Origin of the sequence: Solwaraspora sp. WMMD406 (assembly GCF_029626025.1) — a bacterium.
Classification (GTDB): Bacteria; Actinomycetota; Actinomycetes; order Mycobacteriales; family Micromonosporaceae; genus Micromonospora_E.
This window is the reverse complement of the sequence record NZ_JARUBF010000001.1, coordinates 6,387,144-6,402,247: the sequence shown is the minus strand read 5'-3', so window position 1 is coordinate 6,402,247 and position 15,104 is coordinate 6,387,144. Positions and strand designations below refer to the sequence as shown.

Sequence of the window (15,104 nt, the reverse complement as noted above, 5' to 3'; positions counted from 1 at the left end):
AGAGGGGAGGCAGGGGATGGTTCCCGCAACGGGAAGCATCCCTTCCAGTAGTGGGGGAGCGTCGCCCCGTCCCGGGCGGGACGCCTACCGCAGCCGGTCAGCCATCGGCCACGGTGTGTGCGGGGTTCGGCACGGACGCCGTACCGCTGAAGTTGCCGGACCCCGACGCGGCCTGCCGCCGCCGGAAGCCCCCGTGACCGGCGGCGGCAGGCCCCGCGAAGAAGCCCAGGCCGATCGGCCAACACAGTGGACGTACCCGGAAAGGGGTTGTGATGCTGGAAGCGGTGCGTGCCGCCCCGGTTGCCCGACGACGAGGTCCCGGTCGTGCCGGAGGATGCGCTCCCGGATGTCGGCCATGATCCGCCGGTAGTGCGGCTCGAACTGACGTGCGGGCATGCCGAAATCGTGCCCCAGCTCGGCCTTTGCGGGAGACCCGCCGGGGTGGCGTCGATCCCGTGGAGCGGCGCTCAGCTGCTCCTTCGACGGTCGGCGCTGCCTCGGCGACCCCCATCGACGCCCCCGGCCGAGCCGGTGCACGCGGCACCGTCGGCCACTGCACGCAACCCAGGAGTGCTCCCGATTGTGGGCGTACGGCGGAACGTGAGCCGCCGGACGCCCGTACCAGCGGCCCTGTGGGCGTACTGCCGTTTGTGGCTGCGTGCGCAGGGCGGGCGGCCCGACCTCCGCGCCCCCGTTCGGGGTCGGGCCGCCCATCCCACCTTCCCCACCGAACCGCGATGTAGCGGCGATCCCGTGACCTTCGAAAGGGCGGTCCCACCCGTGCGCAGACTCCTCGACCGTGTCCTGTTCCCTCGGCGTACCCGGCAGGGCTGTTGCGTAGTCGGTTGAGGGCTGGCTGAGCTGGGAGTTCGGGAGGAATTCGGGGGTCTATGCAGGACGGGCGCGGCCCGTTGGTGATCATGAAGTTGCGAAGCCACATGATCACGAGAAGGACCGCACCCGCCGATGCCATCATCACCCACCGAGATTCTGCTTCCGCACCGACCCACCGATACGCCACCACCGGCGGCGGTCACCGACAGCGAGCATCACGGCCTGTTCGCCGCGTTGAGGGCGGTACCCGATCCGCGTGATCCGCGTGGCCGCCGCTACCCCCTGGTCAGCGTGCTCGCCGTCGCGGTGTGCGCGGTACTGGCCGGGGCATGTACCTTCGCCGCGATCGCCGACTGGGTACGGGACCTGGACCGCACCGCGTGGGCGAGGCTCGGCTTCACCGACCGGGTTCCCGCCGCGACCACGGTGTGGCGGCTGTTGATCCGCGTCGACGCGCAGGCCCTGTCGACGGTGCTGGCCAGCTGGCTACTGGCACGCACGACACCCGTCACCCGCAGCGGGCGGCGGTGGCGCCTCGTCATCGCCGTCGACGGCAAGGTCGTACGCGGCGCCCGACTCGCCGACGGACGTCAGATCCATCTGCTGTCGGCCTACGACACCAGCACCGGCGTCGTGCTCGCCCAGGTCCAGATCGCCGCGAAGTCGAATGAGATCCCGGCGTTCACGCCCCTGCTGCGCCTGGTCGCCGCCCAGCTGGGATCGCTGACCGACGTCCTGGTCGTCGCGGACGCCCTGCACGCCCAGACCGGACACGCCGAGTACCTGGCCGCCGCCGGCGGACATCTGATGGTCACGGTCAAAGCCAACCGGCCGACCACGTTCGCCCAGCTCAAAGCTGTTCCCTGGGCGCAGGTCCCGGTTGGAGCCCGGACCCGGGACACCGGACACGGCCGCACGGAGACCCGCACCGTCAAAGCTGTCACCGTGGCGACCCCCGGCGGGCTCGGCTTCCCCTACGCCCAGCAGGCCGTCCGGATCACCCGTACCCGCACGGTGAAGGGCAGGACCAGCCGCGAAACGGCGTACCTGACGGTGTCCCTGCCCGCTGGACAGGCCCGACCCGCCGACCTCGGCACCTGGGCCCGGGCGGAGTGGCATATCGAGAACCGCCTGCACTACGTCCGCGATGTCACGTTACGTGAGGATGCCCATCACGCCCGGACCGGAAACGGACCCGCCGTCTTCGCCACACTCCGTAACACCGCGGTCGGCTACCACCGCAGCAACGGCGAACCCAACATCGCCCGCGCCACCCGACGAGCGAACCGCCGTTCTACAGACCTCATCGACGCCGTGACCAGGAGTTACCCGACTACGCAATAGCCCTGGCGTACCCGGCGGCAGGCCCGGCTGCTCGCCAGCCTCGCCAACCAGACCCGGCCAGCCGCCCGGCCTCCCGCCGCTGCTGCTGGCGGCGGCGGGTCGCGTCCGCCGGCCCGGCACGGCGGCAACGCCGCCACCCACCTCTACTACGGCGCCAGCGTGGTGCGGCCGTCGATCAGCCCAGGGCTGGTCCGCGACCGCCGGTTCCCGGTCCGCACCCGGCGCGGTTGCGACCCGATCGAGGTACGCGCCTTCCTGCACCTGGTCGCCGACGAGTTGGCGGCGGTGCGGGCCGAGTTGGCGGCCGCCCGGGACGAGAACGTGCGGATCAAGCAGGCGTTGCGGGACTGGCAGTCGCGGCAGTTCCAGGCCGGGATGCCGGCCTGATCGGGGTCGACCGGACCCGCCGGCCGGTAAACACAGTGGACGATGTAGGGAGAGGGGTACGTTGATGCTGGATGTGGTGCTCGCCGCCGCGATCGCGCTGCTGGTCGGCGCGGTCGTCGGGTTCAGTTTGTGTCGGCATCGGCACCGCTGGTGTCCCGGCTGCGGCCGTACCCTGACCTGCCCGGCGTGTCCGACCGGCGGGCTGCTGCCCGCGCAGGTCGAGGCGGCCGGGCGTCGGTGGGCGCCGCAGCCGGCGCGGACCGTGACCCTGCGGCGGACCTGGGCGTGGCCCGGCCGGTCCCGGCGGCGGGCCGGCCGGTGACCGCGCGGGTGGTGGCCGTGGTCGGCCGGGTCGGGCATGTGGCGTGGCGTCCGTCGTGGCGGTGCCGGGCCTGCCGCCGGCCGTGGCCGTGCGAGCCGGCCCGCGCGGAGCTGCTGGCGAGCTTCGACCGGATCGGCCGCTGCATGTACGTGGCCGAGCTCGCCGCCGAAGCCGCCCGTGACCTGCCCGGCCTGACTCCGGAGCAGACGTACGCGCGGTTCATCGCCTGGGCGCGGCGGCGGGGGCCGGCATGACGGTCTACCGCACCCAGGCCACCGCCGCCGCCACGGCCGCTGTCGCTTCCGGTGGTGGGGTGCCGGTGCCGGCTGCGGCGGTACGGGGCCGGTCGCCGCTGCTGGCGGACGAGTTCTTCCTGTTGGCGGCCGATGATGTGACGGGGCGGCCGCGTCTGCCGGCCGGGCCGGTCGGGTACGGTCTGGCCGCCGCTCTGCTGGCCGACCTGGTCGACGCGGGCGCGTTACGGGTGCACGACGGCCGGTTGTGGCTGGCCGCGCGGCACGTGCCGGTGGACGCGCTCGGCGGCTGGATCCTGCGCTGGCTGGACGCGGAGCCGAGGCACCGGCGGGTCGGGACGTGGTTGGCGTTGCTGGCGTCGCGGGCCCACGGCCAGGTCGCGCGGCGGCTGACCGCGGCGGGCGTGGTCCGGCCCCGGACGGTACGCCGCCGGCTGCTGACCACCGCCGTGGTCCATGTGCCGACCGACATGAACCGGGCCGCCTGGGCCTGGGCCCGCCTGACCGTACGCCTACAGCGCGGTGAACCGTTGCCGGCGTTTGAGGCGCGGCTGGGCGGGTTGTGTCTGGTGACCGGGCTGGACGACTTTGTGCTCACCGGCCTGCCGGCGGCGGCCCGCCGGCATCTGTACCGGGAGACCGCAGCCCGGTTACCGGCCGAGATCACCGAACTGTTCACCATCGCCCGCCACCGCCTCGACGGCGCCGCCCACCGCCGCCGCTGACGGTGACACCGGGCAGTCACGCCTTCCCCCCGCCCGGCTGCTGATCGTCGTGTCCTTGGCGGTAACACTCACGCGAGTCTGTACACAAGTAAGGGAGACCGCATCAGCCCGTCAGTCAGGAGACCGTATGAAGCCCACGGGGGAGCGTGACGCATCCTCGCCGACACGCCCGGTCTGCACTGGCGTGGCGAGGTTGTCGACCGCGCTGGTCGGACCGGTGTGGCTGTCACGGCCGACGACACCGAGCACAACGTCCAACACTTGCTGATCTTCGACCCGGTTAACGGAGAACTGCTTGCACACGAGCTGGTCAAGCTTACCGAACCGCGACAGGTGCAGGTCTACAACCTGATTCACCGGCTTAATGGCCACAGTTTCCCGAATCACTTCACCGCTAATGGCAGTAATCGGGCGGTCAACGGCGTCGGTGCAGCTATAGAAAACCAGCAACTGTGCCTCAACGGCAAGTCTTCTGGATACCACTGTGATGCGGTCTATCAGCTCAACCATTGCAACGGCAGCCGGTGTGGGCTAGTCGCAACGCCGCTCGGTTAAGCCGTTGCGGCAGCGGTCAAGGGTGTGTCGGTCGGACATGGGAAAGCGGAGTTCCTGTAACGAGGTGAGTCACTCCAAGACGCCTCGAGACCAGGAACTCCGCTTTGGTCGATCAGATTGCCATAACTCGGACGGTGCGGGTAGCCGCAGGTGTGTTCGCGCCGGGTCATCTGGGTGAGTTGACCCAGTTCCTGCCCTTCGAGATGGTCGATGAGGTCCTTGCCGCGACCCGTCGTACCCAGCAGCGGATCCGGCTACTCCCGGCCCGGGTCGTGGTCTACCTCGTCCTCGCAGGCTGCTTGTTCGCCGAACTCGGCTACGGGCAGGTGTGGCGGAAACTGACCGCCGGTCTGACCGGGCTGGATCTGACCGAGCCGGCCTCAGGCACGTTACGGGAGGCGCGTCAGCGGCTCGGGTCGACGCCGTTGCGGGCCCTGTTCGATCTGCTGCGCGGCCCGGCGGTCACCACGGCGACGCACGCCGTGCGGTGGCGGGGCCTGCTGGTGACAGCGATCGACGGGACCACGATGTCGGTCGCCGACGCCGAGGCGGTCCGGGTCCGTTACCGCAAACAACGGGGTAACCACGGCGGCGCGGGCTACCCGGCACTACGGCTGAGTGTCCTGCTGACCTGCGGCACCCGCTCGATCATCGACGCCGTGTTCGCTCCACTCGGCACCAGCGAACTCGACCAGGCCCGCTCCCTGGCCCGGAGCCTGGCCGCCGGGATGCTGCTGTTGGCCGACCGTAACTACGCCGCCGCCGACCTCATCCAGACACTCGCCGCCACCAGGGCCGACCTGCTGATCCGCTGCAAGAACGGCCGCCGCCTGCCGGTGATCCGCCGGTACCACGACGGATCCTGGCTGTCGACCATCGGCACGGTACGGGTGCGGGTCGTGGACGCTGAGATCAGCGTCCAGACCATCGACGGCGTCCGCACGGGCGGCTACCGGCTGATCACCACCCTGCTCGACCCACGCACCCACCCGGCCGGCGAACTGATAAAGCTGTACCACCGCCGGTGGGAGGTCGAAACCGCCTACCTGGAGATCAAATCCAGCATCCTCGGCGGCCGGGTCCTGCGCGCGCGTACTCCCGACGGCATCGACCAGGAGGTCTACGCCCTGCTGGTCGTCTACCAGATCCTGCGTAACGCCATGACCGACGCCACCGACAGCCGGCCCGGCACCGGCCCTGACCGGGCCAGCTTCACCACCGCCCTGAACGCCGCCCGCGACCAGGTCACCCACGCCGCCGGCGTCCTCGCCGACACCGTCATCGACCTGGTCGGCGCCATCGGTCGTGCGGTTCTGGCCCACCTGCTACCTGAGCGTCGGATCCGGGTGAAGACCCGCATGATCAAACGCTCGAACTCCAAGTACCAAGCCCGCGGACCCAACGTAGACCGACGCAGCTACAAAGCCACCATAGCCATCGATATAATCACAAACACTTGCTAACCATCCACCCGCCCTAACCGAGCGGCGTTGGGGCTAGTCGCCGTGGACAACAGGTTGGCTGCAGGGGGAGACAGTGGTGGACCCTGGTTCTCGAACAACCATGCTTACGGCATCCACCAGGGCTACAAGTACTGGTTTGGTAATCGCGACCTGTACACTCCGGTCGTCTACCTTCCTTCGGCATTGGGAGTGACGGTTGCGACTTACTAGGGAGAAGCGCGTCCGCTGGGGTCGGCTCGGTGCTTGCATGGGTCGAGTGGGCCGTCCGATGGGTATGGCTGGTATTGCTCTGGCCGCTGTGGCGTGCGTCAGTTGCGGCTCGAGCGCTGATGTGTCGGTTGCACAGACTGACCCCACACTCTTCGTGCACGACGTCCGGGAGAGAGGCGACGACGCCGGAATCGATGGCTACCTTCGATACCTCGCCGGCTCTGACTGCTTCGTCCTAGAGCCAGCAGCCGGCGGCGTGCGTAATGTCGCTGTGTGGCCGCCGGGAACGACAGTGTGGATGGACGGCGCGGACGTGGCCGGTGTGACCGTGCCGGACCACGATCCGATTGCCACCGGTAGCCGGGTCACCGGCGGCGGTGGATACGCCAACGCCGGCACGAGCGACACCGACCTGCCGGACGTGCCGGCAGAGTGTCTGAGCGGCGGCGGAGAGTTCGCGTTCCTGCACGTCATCTCTGCGGTCACACCGCCGTCTTGACCGCAGGCATCTCGGCGAGGATTGAGCAGAGGCTGCTGGCCGTCATAGAACTCCCGGTGGTCAGCAGCCGGCGGCGTACGGCGTTCGGCGGTGCTACTGGATTTGGGAACAGCCGGCCGGTGCAGGGGGAGCGGACAGATCCTGCGCTGGCTGGACGCCGAGCCGCGACACCGGCGGGTGGGGACGTGGTTGGCGTTGCTGGCGCCGCGGGCGCACGGCCAGGTCGCGCGGCGGCTGACCGCGGCGGGTGTGGTCCGGCCCCGGACGGTACGCCGCCGGCTGCTGACCACCGCCGTGGTCCATGTGCCGACGGACATGAACCGGGCCGCCTGGGCCCGGGCCCGCCTGTCCGTACGCCTACAGCGCGGCGAACCGTTGTCGGCTCCTGAGGCGCGGCTGGGCGGGTTGTGTCTGGTGACCGGGTTGGACGACTTCCTGCTCACCGGCCTGCCGGCGGCGGCCCGCCGCCACCTGCACCGGGAGACCGCCGCCCGGTCGCCGGCCGAGATCGCCGAACTGTTCACCATCGCCCGCCACCGCCTCGACGGCGCCGCCCACCGCCGCCGGTGACGTTGGAGCCTGCTGTCCCCGGCGGCGATTGCGTCACCATCGCCAGCGTCGGACGGACCTGACACGAGAACCACACCAGGTCGACGTTTCCGAGATCATGGCAGCAGGAGTGCGGCGACGAGAGCCATGTAGAGCAGACCAACGATGATAATCACGGCCTTCGAGGAATTTACCATCCTAAACCGATCTTCCATCTTGACGTCCGGTGGGTATTCCTTCCCGGCAAGAACGATCGTCGTAGCTTCGTTGCTTTCGAGGGGAATGCCTCTGCTGAGAGTCCGCACGGGAGCTAAATAGCGCTCCTCCAGCTCACGTGCCGCGAATAGCCAGTAGAAGAAGTAGCGAAAGCCGATGTCATTGACCAGCCACCAGACGACACACAGCGTGAGTCCGACCAGCGAGAGGCCGACCAGAGTGATGGTTCTTGTTGGCTGCTGCGCGCCGGATGTCAGCCCAATCGCTGTCAGGATGATCGTGTGCACGAGGACCATCAGCCCGTAACGTGCCCACACGAGATTGCCCTCAAACGCCATCAGTGAAACCGCTGCTTGATAGCCGACGCGGGCGTTCTCCAGCTCGGCCTTACTGGCCTCTGGGATTTGCGGTGCCGGTCCGGGTTCGTGATCAACAGCCATGTGTGCATCGTAGGATAGACGTGCAAGCAGGTATCGTCGTATTTTGATCTTGGTATCGATACCTGCTACCAGGGTGTTTGTCGGTTGGTGCGATGATCCGGGTGTTGGAGGTCCAACTGGTCACTGGATCGGAGCAACGATGGAAGACAATCACGAGGTGACACCGGATCACTCGTTCCCACTCGGCCAAGGCGATCTGAATATCGTCTACCAGGAGTTATGCGCTCACGCGAGAGCGACTGACGAGATCAGCCTCAAGCTCATGACGGCGATTCCGTTGGTGACCGGAATCGGGATCGTGCTGCTGATGCGCTCACCCGGGACGGCGGTTCCTCGCGTTGCGGTTGTGCTTCTGAGTCTTTTCGCGGCAGTTGTTACCTTCGCTATCTACCGGTGGGAACGCAAGAATATGGAGAACTGTCGGCACTTCCGCCGGTGGGCGGCCACCCTGGAACAGGACTATTACGGGCTACGCCAGCACGGAAGTGAATCGACGCCCGGCGTACTTCCACATGGTCGGATTCCACCACCGCGTCGTTTCGGCCTGGCGTGGACCAAAACCGAGGCGCTTCGGTTGCTGTACGGGGTCGCCATTCTTGGCTGGCTCTCGACCGGTCTTTATGTCACGGTGGCCTGAACTGGCAAGCTATCCCGAGCACGTTTAGCCAGGCGTTTCGCCGATACCTGGGGAAGTTCGACCGGATCGATAGCTTCGAGGGGTTCTATGCGGCGATCGACGATCTGCTCGCGGTGCCGGGCACCATGCGCGCCTCCTGACGAACGGCCCAATCGGGCAGCAATCCACCCGGCCTCCAGCCATCGGGTCAACCGGCGGTGATCAGCTCGCGGTACAGCGGGGAGTCCAGGAAACGCGGAACGATCTCGCCGTACGCCCGTCCGAACTCCAAAGTGCGCACGACGGTGCCGGCCACGAACCGCATCGCGGCACCCTCCCCGCAGACCACGTCCTCGTCGGTGGCGTCGGTCGGCGCGTAGAAGATCGAGAACTCGCCGACCGCGTCGGGGAACTTCGCCGACGGGGCGAGGCCCCGCCAGAACAGGCGCAGCTCCTGCACCTTGAGGCCGGTTTCCTCGATCAGCTCCCGGTGAGCGGCCGTCAGCGGATCCTCGCCCGGATCGACGTTCCCGCCCGGCAAGCACCAGCGGTACGGGTCGACGCTGGTATTGCCGTCACGGAGCTGTAGCAACAACCGACCTGCCGGATCGACCAGGATCACGCCCGCGATCCGAGCATCCACTCGTACGGCCACTCGAGCAGCCTACTGCTGCACGCCGAAGGGTGGCGTCGATCCCGTGGAGCTGCCGGTCGGCCGGATACGGTGCTGCCATGCCGTTGGAATGGTCGCTGAGGAAGTGAGCGAGGCTGACCTCGTGGAGGACTACCGGGCCTGACCGTCGCCGACGTCCGTGTGGCGTTGCGCTCCTCGGCAGAGCTCGGCCCGTCTGGCCAGCGGACGCTTGCTGCCCGTGCGGCCGGTCGGAGCGGGCACGACGACATCTCCGAGCGCGTCGAAGAGTTGCTGCGCACTGGAGCCAGTACGCCCCGCCGGTCTGAGTGGATCGCGGTTGCTCCAGCTCAAGCGTGGGGAGCACCGGATCTCACCGAGGAGGGACTCGATGGACGATGACATAGGTCTGGACCGCGCAGAAGAGCTGGTCCTCTGCCCCCCGGGAGGATTCGCCGCTTCCCCTGTGGGAACTCGGCTGGGACGAGGCCGAGTCAGCGAGTTGGTTAGCTGAAATCCTCGGGCCGGGCCTGGTCTCGTTGGTGGCCCGAGGCCTCGTCGAGGTGCGCAGATTCGACGGCTGGCCAGCCGAATGGGATCACGGCACCCTTGTGACAGGTGACGAACTGCTGCGAGAGAGTGGGCGCGCCGAAGCTTGGCGCGACGATGGAGGACACAGGGTTCTCGCGGCGCACATCACGAGAGCCGGCGCCAGGTTTCTGTGACCCTGGCTGTCCCCGGAAGCCGTTCCTGTCTCCAGCTCAGCCAAGAGAACGGGTAGCCCACGCATCCGCCACGGGAGCGGTGTGCTGCGCGGTTCGTCAATCTGGCCGTACGGATGTCTGCTCGAAGATGGCCGCGGGGTCGGCACCGAGGCCGCGCAGTAGTCGAGCGGCTGGGCCGTCGCGGTCCCGCAGGATGCCCGCCAGCAGGTGTGTCGTGCCGGCGAACGGGTGACCGGACTCCCGTGCGGCCATGCTCGCCGTACGGAGTGCGGATTCGGCATCGGGATCCAGCGGCGCTGCGGTTCGACAGGCCGTCGGTCGTGGCGGCGACCCCACCGCAGCCGGCTCGGCAACGACCTGCGGCGTGTCCGGCGAGCAGGCAGCGGCGACGGTCGCGCCGAGCAAGGTGACTCCCTGCGTACGCAGGATCTGACCGGCGGTGTTGTGCTGGGCGACCGGCTCCGGCAGGTCCACGCCGGCAGCGTGTAGCTGCTCGTGCAGCTCCAGGATGCTCAACAACACCTCGACGGTGCCGGTGCGCGCGCGGCCGAGCCGGATTGCCTGTAGGGCGGCATCCCGCTCCACGATGATCGGAATGACATGTCCGTAGCGGGTGCCGTGCCGACGGAACGGGCGACGCAGCAGGAAGTATCCGCCGGTAGTCACGACAGCATTCCAGAGGACCCGCGGCACGACAGGAATCGTCGTCGGGAGGACGCCCATAGCCTTGAGCATCCCCGGAGCCCAGTTCGGTGGAGAGTCGCCAGCGCGGTACCGGGGTAACTGGCGGCTCAACAGACGATCATCCCCGTGGCCGGGCACCCACATCTGCTCGGCGAGCCGGGCGGCAGCATTACCTGGCACGGCGTACATCGCCGCCAGTAGGTGGCGGACTCCAGCGGGCGCCCCGTGGAGGCGGCTCGCCTCGTGAACAGCTTCGTAGACGGCGTGCCGGACCAGCCCGGAGAACACGGCCTCGCCGGGACCGCCGTTGTGGGTCGCCTCCCGCAGCGCACCCTCGGCGAACAGCTCCACCTGCTGATCGAACTCGGGGAACAGACGCGACCGATGCGGTGGCGGCTCATCGTCGGCCGGCTCCGGCCCCTGCCGCCAGGCCCGTGACCACGGCAGCGGGAAGCCGTCCAGCTCAGAAGAAACCTGCATCACGCCCCGGCGCAGCACCTGGGCCGAGCTCACCACCAGCTGCCCGTCGCGCACCGTCCGCCGGTAGGCGCTGGCCAGAGTCCCCACCAGGCTGCCACCCGGCCGTACGCCTACCGCATCCATGATTCGAATGTCGCCACCGTCAGCAACGTTCCGGTCAGAGGATGTCGAGAACAGCCCGGAGCAGCCGGTTGACCTCGGCCATCTCAGCTGGGCTCAGCCGTCCGACCCGGTCGCCGATTGCCTTTTCGACGTCGACAGCGCGCAGTTGATCCAGCATGAGTCGGGTCGGCTCGCCGCGTACCGTGACTTCAGGTCGGAACACATACGGGTGTGCTGAAGTGGAAGTAGGAGCAACGACCGTCGTCGACAGGTTGAGATCGTCTGACTGCACTACCACGGCGTACCGGCGGCCCTGCTGTTCGTGACCGACCGCATCGCGTGGCGCGCGCAGCCGGTAGACGTCACCACGCACTGATTTCGTCCATCTCCGCCTGAACCCGGCGAACCTCCGCGAGATCATCGGCGTTGCTGCGAGCATGCTCTGCGTCGGCTCGCATCTTTGCCCGCAGTGCCTGGTCGGCATGCTCGTCAAGGAGGCGCGAGATCACGTCGTCGATCGGTGCGTCACCGAAATCCTCTGCGCGGGTCCGCATCAGTCGGTCACGAGTGACCGTGCTGACTCTGATCGTCGTAGTCGCCATGCTGCAAGTCTACGGATCAGGCTACGTTTCGTCTACAACAATGATCTACTGCTCCAGGTGCTCAACCTGGAGCTGATCTCCAGCGCCGATGCCCAAGATGCCGGTCTTTTCTTATATAAGCTCAACCCGGTATGGTCTTGCTCATGCACGCGTTCGACGTCCTCGGCATCCCGGTCCGTCGGCGGATCTTGGAGCTGCTCGCCGACGGTGAGCAGTCGTCCGGCGTGATCACGGACGTGATCCGGGCCGAGTTCGGGCTCTCCCAGCCGGCTGTCTCACAGCATCTTCGCGTGCTGCGGGACAGCGGGTTCGCGTCGGTGCGGGCTGAGGGCGCTCGACGGATCTACGCCGTCGAGCCCGCGCCGCTGAGCGAGATCGACGCGTGGCTGGACCGGTTCCGCCGGTTCTGGGATCAACGCCTCGACACGCTGGGAACCGAGCTGGCCCTAGGCAGGCGTGCAGCTCGGACTCCGGCCGGTGGGGAGCCCACCCGACCGGCCCGGTCCGGGCAAGACCGACCCACCGACGACGGGGACGTGACATGAAGGACATGTAACCGGTGGCGAGACCACGGACCACAACATGATCCCGACCCGACCTGACATCGCCGCGCGCTGCGGCCAGCTACCACCGCAGGTTGTCTGACGCGTGGAAGGGACGTACGCCATGAAGTACACCAACTCGATCGAGATCGCACTGCCACGGGAGGAGGTCGCCCAGCTGCTCGCCGACCCGGCACACATACCGAAGTGGCTGCGGGGCCTGGTGCGGCACGAGCCGGTGAACGGGATGCACGGGCAGCTCGGCACCACGTCGCAGGTCGCGATGCAAGCGGGGAAGCAAACTATGGAGTTGACCGAAACGATCACCCGCCGGGATCCGGCAGACCTGCACGACATCCCGAAAGAGGCCGTCGTTCACTTCGACCGCGAGACCGTCGGCGCGGGGATGTGGAGTGTCGTACGCGATCGGCTGACCGAAGTCAACCCGGAGACGACCCTCTGGGAGAGCGAGAGCGAATTCCGGTTCAGCAGCCTGCCGATGCGGCTGGTGGGGCTTCTCATGCCCGGCGCATTCCGCAAACAGTCGCAGCAGCACATGCAGGATTTCAAGGCGTTCGCCGAACAGGGGAAGGACGTCCGCGAAGAACCGAACTGACCTGCCGCGATCAGCAGCAGAACAAGACGTCGGCGGCGGTCGCAGCGGGTAGCGGCGGGGCGGTCGGCCGCGAGCCGTGGGTCAACCGACGACGATCAGCTCGCGGTAGAGCGGAGAGTCCAGGAAACGCGGGACGATCTCGCCGTACGCCCGGCCGAACTCCAGAGTGCGCACGACGGTGCCGGCAACGAACCGCATCGCGGCACCCTCCCCGCACACCACATCCTCGTCCGTGGCGTTCGTCGGCGCGTAGAAGATCGAGAACTCGCCGACCGCGCCGGGGAACTTCGCCGACGGGGCGAGGCCCCGCCAAACGGGCGCAGCTCCTGCACCGTGAGGCCGGTCTCCTCCAGCAACTCCCGGTGAGCCGCCGTCGTAGGCGGGCGTACTCGTGTGCGAGTGGCAGGACCACGTCGCGTACCCGCTGCAGTTCGTCGACGGCGCGGACGAGCGCGTCGGGGTCGTCGTCCGGCTTGCGTGGGATGCGCGCGGAGACGACCAGGTGGTGCCAGGTGGCGCGGAATCCGTACGGCGCGCAGTGCTGGGTGCACTCCCGCAACGCGGACAGCCTGCGTTGTGGCGCAAGCGTGCTGTCGCGTACGCGGCGCGCCTGCGCCGGGAAGCTGGTCACGGACCCGATCATCGCCCTCGCCGCGACGCGGCGCGACCACGATTCGTCACTACGATGTGTCGCTGGGACCCTACACGCCGACCAAGCACGGAGCATGCATGCCATTGACGCTGCGCCACGCCCTGGACGACCCGGCGCTGCGGCCGCTACCAGCTCAGGTCGCCGACCTTCTGCTCCGGCTCGACGCGCCGCCGCGGATCGCCGAGCTGCTCGGCCGTACCGTCGAGTGGTTTCTCACCGCCCCGGCGGAGACCCTTGCCAGCCGGCGGGCCGGGATCTCGCCCGACGAAGACGCGCAGGGGCTGGAAGACGTGCTGGACCAGGTCAGCCGCGACGTCGAGCTGCTCGCCGACGTCGGAACACTGACGCTGACGGCCGCAGCCCTGCAGCCTGGTGCCAGGGCTGTCGGTCAGGTCCCGCTGTGCTGAGCTGTCGGGCGAGTGGGAGTATCCCCGTCAACGGCTGTTCGTCCTGGCGGCCGAATACCGGGTGAGCTGGTCGGCGGCCGTTTCCCACGCGTACACCCTGGAGCTGATCTCCCGGGCCGAGCGCGACCTGCTGCACGTGCAGCGGCCGACCGTCGGCGACTACCTCGAGGTCCGTGGCGTGCGGTTCGTCCAGGAGCTTCAGCCGCCAGCGCTCGCCCCGGCGTACGCGCAGGCGGTGGTGCGTGCCTACCGGCGCGGCGTGATCAGCGCCGACCGGGTCGTCGAGCTGCTGCACGGCACCGTGACCCTCGACGACCTGCCCACCCCCGCACCAGATGCCCATCGAATCACCGACCTGGGCTGGTCCGGACCACTGTGAAGTTGAACCGGCCCTCGATGAAGTAGCTGGTGGTGTGCATGAACGGCCGACTACGTTGGTCGTAGTGCAGCTGATCGAGTAGCACGAACAACTGGTCGTCGGCGAGACCTTCCTTGTCCCAGACGACCTCGGGGCGTGTCACGGCGTGCACCCGCGCGAGCGCCCGTAGGGGCGTCGGTCCACCGTGTTCAGCCAGGTACGCGAAGACCGAGCCGGTCAGATCGGCGGCCTGGAAGTCAGCGGGGAACGCCCAGCGGGGGAGTACGTCGTACGAGTAGCAGACGGTGATGTCGTCGGCGAGGATCTTGCGCTGGATGTCCAGCACCTCGGCGTTCTCAGGCAGGTCGAACGTGTCGCACTCGTCCGGTTTCGCGGGGCGGACGACCCGATGATGATAGATCATCTTTGGTACGTGGCCCATCTCCCGGATGGTCGACGTGATCGAGGTCAGCTCCTGCATTCCGGCCCGGATCATCGAATCGTCGGCGACGAAGCTGCCCCGGCCCCGGTGAGTGATGATCAAACCCTGACTTTCCAGAGTTTTCAGCGCCTGCCGTACGGTCGCGCGCGAGACCCCGTACGCCGTCACCAACTCGGCCTCCGTGGGCAGCTGATCGCCCTGCCGCCACTCGCGCCTGGCGAGCCGATCACGCAGATCCTCGGCCAGCCGCACGGGCAGGGACTTGCGGTCCCCGAGCTTGGCGCGGCCTGCCGGAACGGTCACCGGGTTCCTCCAAACGTCCAAACACCCGTCGTGGGCAGTCTACACACCGAAAGGTGCCTCTTGACAGACGTCTGATGTCAGACAAGTCTTGGCCAAGGCGGGTCTCCGTAACAGGGGCGGTACTTGCGGGCAACGTTCGCCGATGG

The 15,104-nt window shown here is 68.1% G+C and carries 19 protein-coding genes and 2 pseudogenes; 14 read left to right on the top strand and 7 right to left on the bottom strand.

The annotated features are described in order from the left end of the window. Positions 1-966 precede the first annotated feature (966 nt). The 9 genes and pseudogenes from O7632_RS28595 to O7632_RS28555 all read left to right on the top strand — a co-directional run bounded on the left by O7632_RS28595 (position 967) and on the right by O7632_RS28555 (position 7,163). Complete coding sequence (locus O7632_RS28595) at positions 967-2,178, top strand: ISAs1 family transposase (protein WP_278111103.1); 1,212 nt, start codon at positions 967-969, stop codon at positions 2,176-2,178. Between the two features lie 174 nt (positions 2,179-2,352). Then, positions 2,353-2,565 (top strand): annotated as a pseudogene (locus O7632_RS28590) (DivIVA domain-containing protein); the annotation flags it as partial. Positions 2,566-2,629: 64 nt separating this feature from the next. Next, positions 2,630-2,887 (top strand): hypothetical protein, encoded by a 258-nt coding sequence (locus O7632_RS28585; RefSeq protein ID WP_278118814.1) that lies wholly within the window; start codon positions 2,630-2,632, stop codon positions 2,885-2,887. Beyond that, a complete protein-coding gene (locus O7632_RS28580) occupies positions 2,851-3,141 on the top strand; it encodes a flavin reductase (RefSeq protein WP_278118812.1) in 291 nt (96 codons plus the stop codon). Before O7632_RS28585 ends, O7632_RS28580 begins: the two co-directional genes overlap by 37 nt. After that, positions 3,138-3,866, top strand: a complete 729-nt coding sequence (locus O7632_RS28575) for a GPP34 family phosphoprotein (RefSeq protein WP_278118810.1) — start codon at positions 3,138-3,140, stop codon at positions 3,864-3,866. The genes O7632_RS28580 and O7632_RS28575 overlap by 4 nt, the downstream gene beginning before the upstream one ends. 219 nt (positions 3,867-4,085) lie before the next feature. Continuing rightward, entirely contained in the window at positions 4,086-4,421 is a 336-nt protein-coding gene (locus O7632_RS28570; RefSeq protein WP_278118808.1) for a hypothetical protein, read from the top strand. Positions 4,422-4,525: 104 nt separating this feature from the next. Further along, positions 4,526-5,884 (top strand): IS4 family transposase, encoded by a 1,359-nt coding sequence (locus tag O7632_RS28565; protein ID WP_278112971.1) that lies wholly within the window; start codon positions 4,526-4,528, stop codon positions 5,882-5,884. Positions 5,885-6,248: 364 nt separating this feature from the next. Next, positions 6,249-6,593, top strand: a complete 345-nt coding sequence (locus O7632_RS28560) for a hypothetical protein (protein WP_278118806.1) — start codon at positions 6,249-6,251, stop codon at positions 6,591-6,593. A 90-nt stretch (positions 6,594-6,683) separates the two neighbouring features. After that, on the top strand, positions 6,684-7,163 hold the full coding sequence (locus tag O7632_RS28555; protein ID WP_278118804.1) for a GPP34 family phosphoprotein: 480 nt from the start codon (positions 6,684-6,686) through the stop codon (positions 7,161-7,163). A gap of 95 nt (positions 7,164-7,258) precedes the next feature. Here O7632_RS28555 and O7632_RS28550 read toward each other — a convergent pair whose 3' ends face one another. Further along, positions 7,259-7,798, bottom strand: a complete 540-nt coding sequence (locus O7632_RS28550) for a hypothetical protein (protein WP_278118802.1) — start codon at positions 7,796-7,798, stop codon at positions 7,259-7,261. A 139-nt stretch (positions 7,799-7,937) separates the two neighbouring features. Between O7632_RS28550 and O7632_RS28545 the strand changes: the two genes are divergently transcribed. Continuing rightward, on the top strand, positions 7,938-8,435 hold the full coding sequence (locus tag O7632_RS28545) for a hypothetical protein (RefSeq protein WP_278118800.1): 498 nt from the start codon (positions 7,938-7,940) through the stop codon (positions 8,433-8,435). Positions 8,436-8,622: 187 nt separating this feature from the next. Here O7632_RS28545 and O7632_RS28540 read toward each other — a convergent pair whose 3' ends face one another. The 4 genes from O7632_RS28540 to O7632_RS28525 all read right to left on the bottom strand — a co-directional run bounded on the left by O7632_RS28540 (position 8,623) and on the right by O7632_RS28525 (position 11,638). Then, a complete protein-coding gene (locus O7632_RS28540; RefSeq protein ID WP_278120469.1) occupies positions 8,623-9,057 on the bottom strand; it encodes an NUDIX domain-containing protein in 435 nt (144 codons plus the stop codon). Between the two features lie 809 nt (positions 9,058-9,866). Beyond that, complete coding sequence (locus O7632_RS28535) at positions 9,867-11,057, bottom strand: Clp protease N-terminal domain-containing protein (RefSeq protein WP_278118798.1); 1,191 nt, start codon at positions 11,055-11,057, stop codon at positions 9,867-9,869. Positions 11,058-11,091: 34 nt separating this feature from the next. After that, complete coding sequence (locus tag O7632_RS28530) at positions 11,092-11,457, bottom strand: type II toxin-antitoxin system PemK/MazF family toxin (RefSeq protein ID WP_278120468.1); 366 nt, start codon at positions 11,455-11,457, stop codon at positions 11,092-11,094. Continuing rightward, positions 11,399-11,638, bottom strand: a complete 240-nt coding sequence (locus O7632_RS28525) for a hypothetical protein (RefSeq protein WP_278120569.1) — start codon at positions 11,636-11,638, stop codon at positions 11,399-11,401. Before O7632_RS28525 ends, O7632_RS28530 begins: the two co-directional genes overlap by 59 nt. Before the next feature lie 143 nt (positions 11,639-11,781). On the opposite strand from O7632_RS28525, the gene O7632_RS28520 reads away from it, so the two are divergent. Continuing rightward, the gene (locus tag O7632_RS28520) at positions 11,782-12,183 is read left to right on the top strand and encodes a metalloregulator ArsR/SmtB family transcription factor (RefSeq protein WP_278118796.1); all 402 of its coding nucleotides are present in this window, start codon (positions 11,782-11,784) and stop codon (positions 12,181-12,183) included. A 121-nt stretch (positions 12,184-12,304) separates the two neighbouring features. Then, complete coding sequence (locus tag O7632_RS28515; RefSeq protein ID WP_278118794.1) at positions 12,305-12,796, top strand: SRPBCC family protein; 492 nt, start codon at positions 12,305-12,307, stop codon at positions 12,794-12,796. 81 nt (positions 12,797-12,877) lie between these two features. Here O7632_RS28515 and O7632_RS28510 read toward each other — a convergent pair. Next, a pseudogene (locus O7632_RS28510) lies at positions 12,878-13,167 on the bottom strand (NUDIX domain-containing protein); the annotation flags it as partial. A gap of 358 nt (positions 13,168-13,525) precedes the next feature. Here O7632_RS28510 and O7632_RS28505 point away from each other — a divergent pair. Both O7632_RS28505 and O7632_RS28500 read left to right on the top strand, forming a co-directional pair. Then, on the top strand, positions 13,526-13,855 hold the full coding sequence (locus O7632_RS28505) for a hypothetical protein (RefSeq protein WP_278118791.1): 330 nt from the start codon (positions 13,526-13,528) through the stop codon (positions 13,853-13,855). Next, positions 13,821-14,234, top strand: a complete 414-nt coding sequence (locus tag O7632_RS28500; protein WP_278118790.1) for a hypothetical protein — start codon at positions 13,821-13,823, stop codon at positions 14,232-14,234. Before O7632_RS28505 ends, O7632_RS28500 begins: the two co-directional genes overlap by 35 nt. Here the strand turns inward: O7632_RS28500 and O7632_RS28495 are convergent. Beyond that, positions 14,203-14,958, bottom strand: coding sequence for a GntR family transcriptional regulator (locus tag O7632_RS28495; protein ID WP_278118788.1), 756 nt, complete (start codon positions 14,956-14,958; stop codon positions 14,203-14,205). The genes O7632_RS28500 and O7632_RS28495 overlap by 32 nt on opposite strands. Positions 14,959-15,104: the final 146 nt, after the last annotated feature.

Excerpts from the sequence above, each read along its gene's own strand:
- O7632_RS28595 (WP_278111103.1), top strand. The coding sequence starts at position 967 with ATGCCATCATCACCCACCGAGATTCTGCTTCCGCACCGACCCACCGAT.
- O7632_RS28585 (WP_278118814.1), top strand. The coding sequence starts at position 2,630 with ATGCTGGATGTGGTGCTCGCCGCCGCGATCGCGCTGCTGGTCGGCGCG.
- O7632_RS28575 (WP_278118810.1), top strand. The coding sequence starts at position 3,138 with ATGACGGTCTACCGCACCCAGGCCACCGCCGCCGCCACGGCCGCTGTC.
- O7632_RS28550 (WP_278118802.1), bottom strand. The coding sequence starts at position 7,798 with ATGGCTGTTGATCACGAACCCGGACCGGCACCGCAAATCCCAGAGGCC.
- O7632_RS28545 (WP_278118800.1), top strand. The coding sequence starts at position 7,938 with ATGGAAGACAATCACGAGGTGACACCGGATCACTCGTTCCCACTCGGC.
- O7632_RS28535 (WP_278118798.1), bottom strand. The coding sequence starts at position 11,057 with ATGGATGCGGTAGGCGTACGGCCGGGTGGCAGCCTGGTGGGGACTCTG.
- O7632_RS28530 (WP_278120468.1), bottom strand. The coding sequence starts at position 11,457 with ATGATCTCGCGGAGGTTCGCCGGGTTCAGGCGGAGATGGACGAAATCA.
- O7632_RS28525 (WP_278120569.1), bottom strand. The coding sequence starts at position 11,638 with ATGGCGACTACGACGATCAGAGTCAGCACGGTCACTCGTGACCGACTG.
- O7632_RS28520 (WP_278118796.1), top strand. The coding sequence starts at position 11,782 with ATGCACGCGTTCGACGTCCTCGGCATCCCGGTCCGTCGGCGGATCTTG.
- O7632_RS28515 (WP_278118794.1), top strand. The coding sequence starts at position 12,305 with ATGAAGTACACCAACTCGATCGAGATCGCACTGCCACGGGAGGAGGTC.
- O7632_RS28505 (WP_278118791.1), top strand. The coding sequence starts at position 13,526 with ATGCCATTGACGCTGCGCCACGCCCTGGACGACCCGGCGCTGCGGCCG.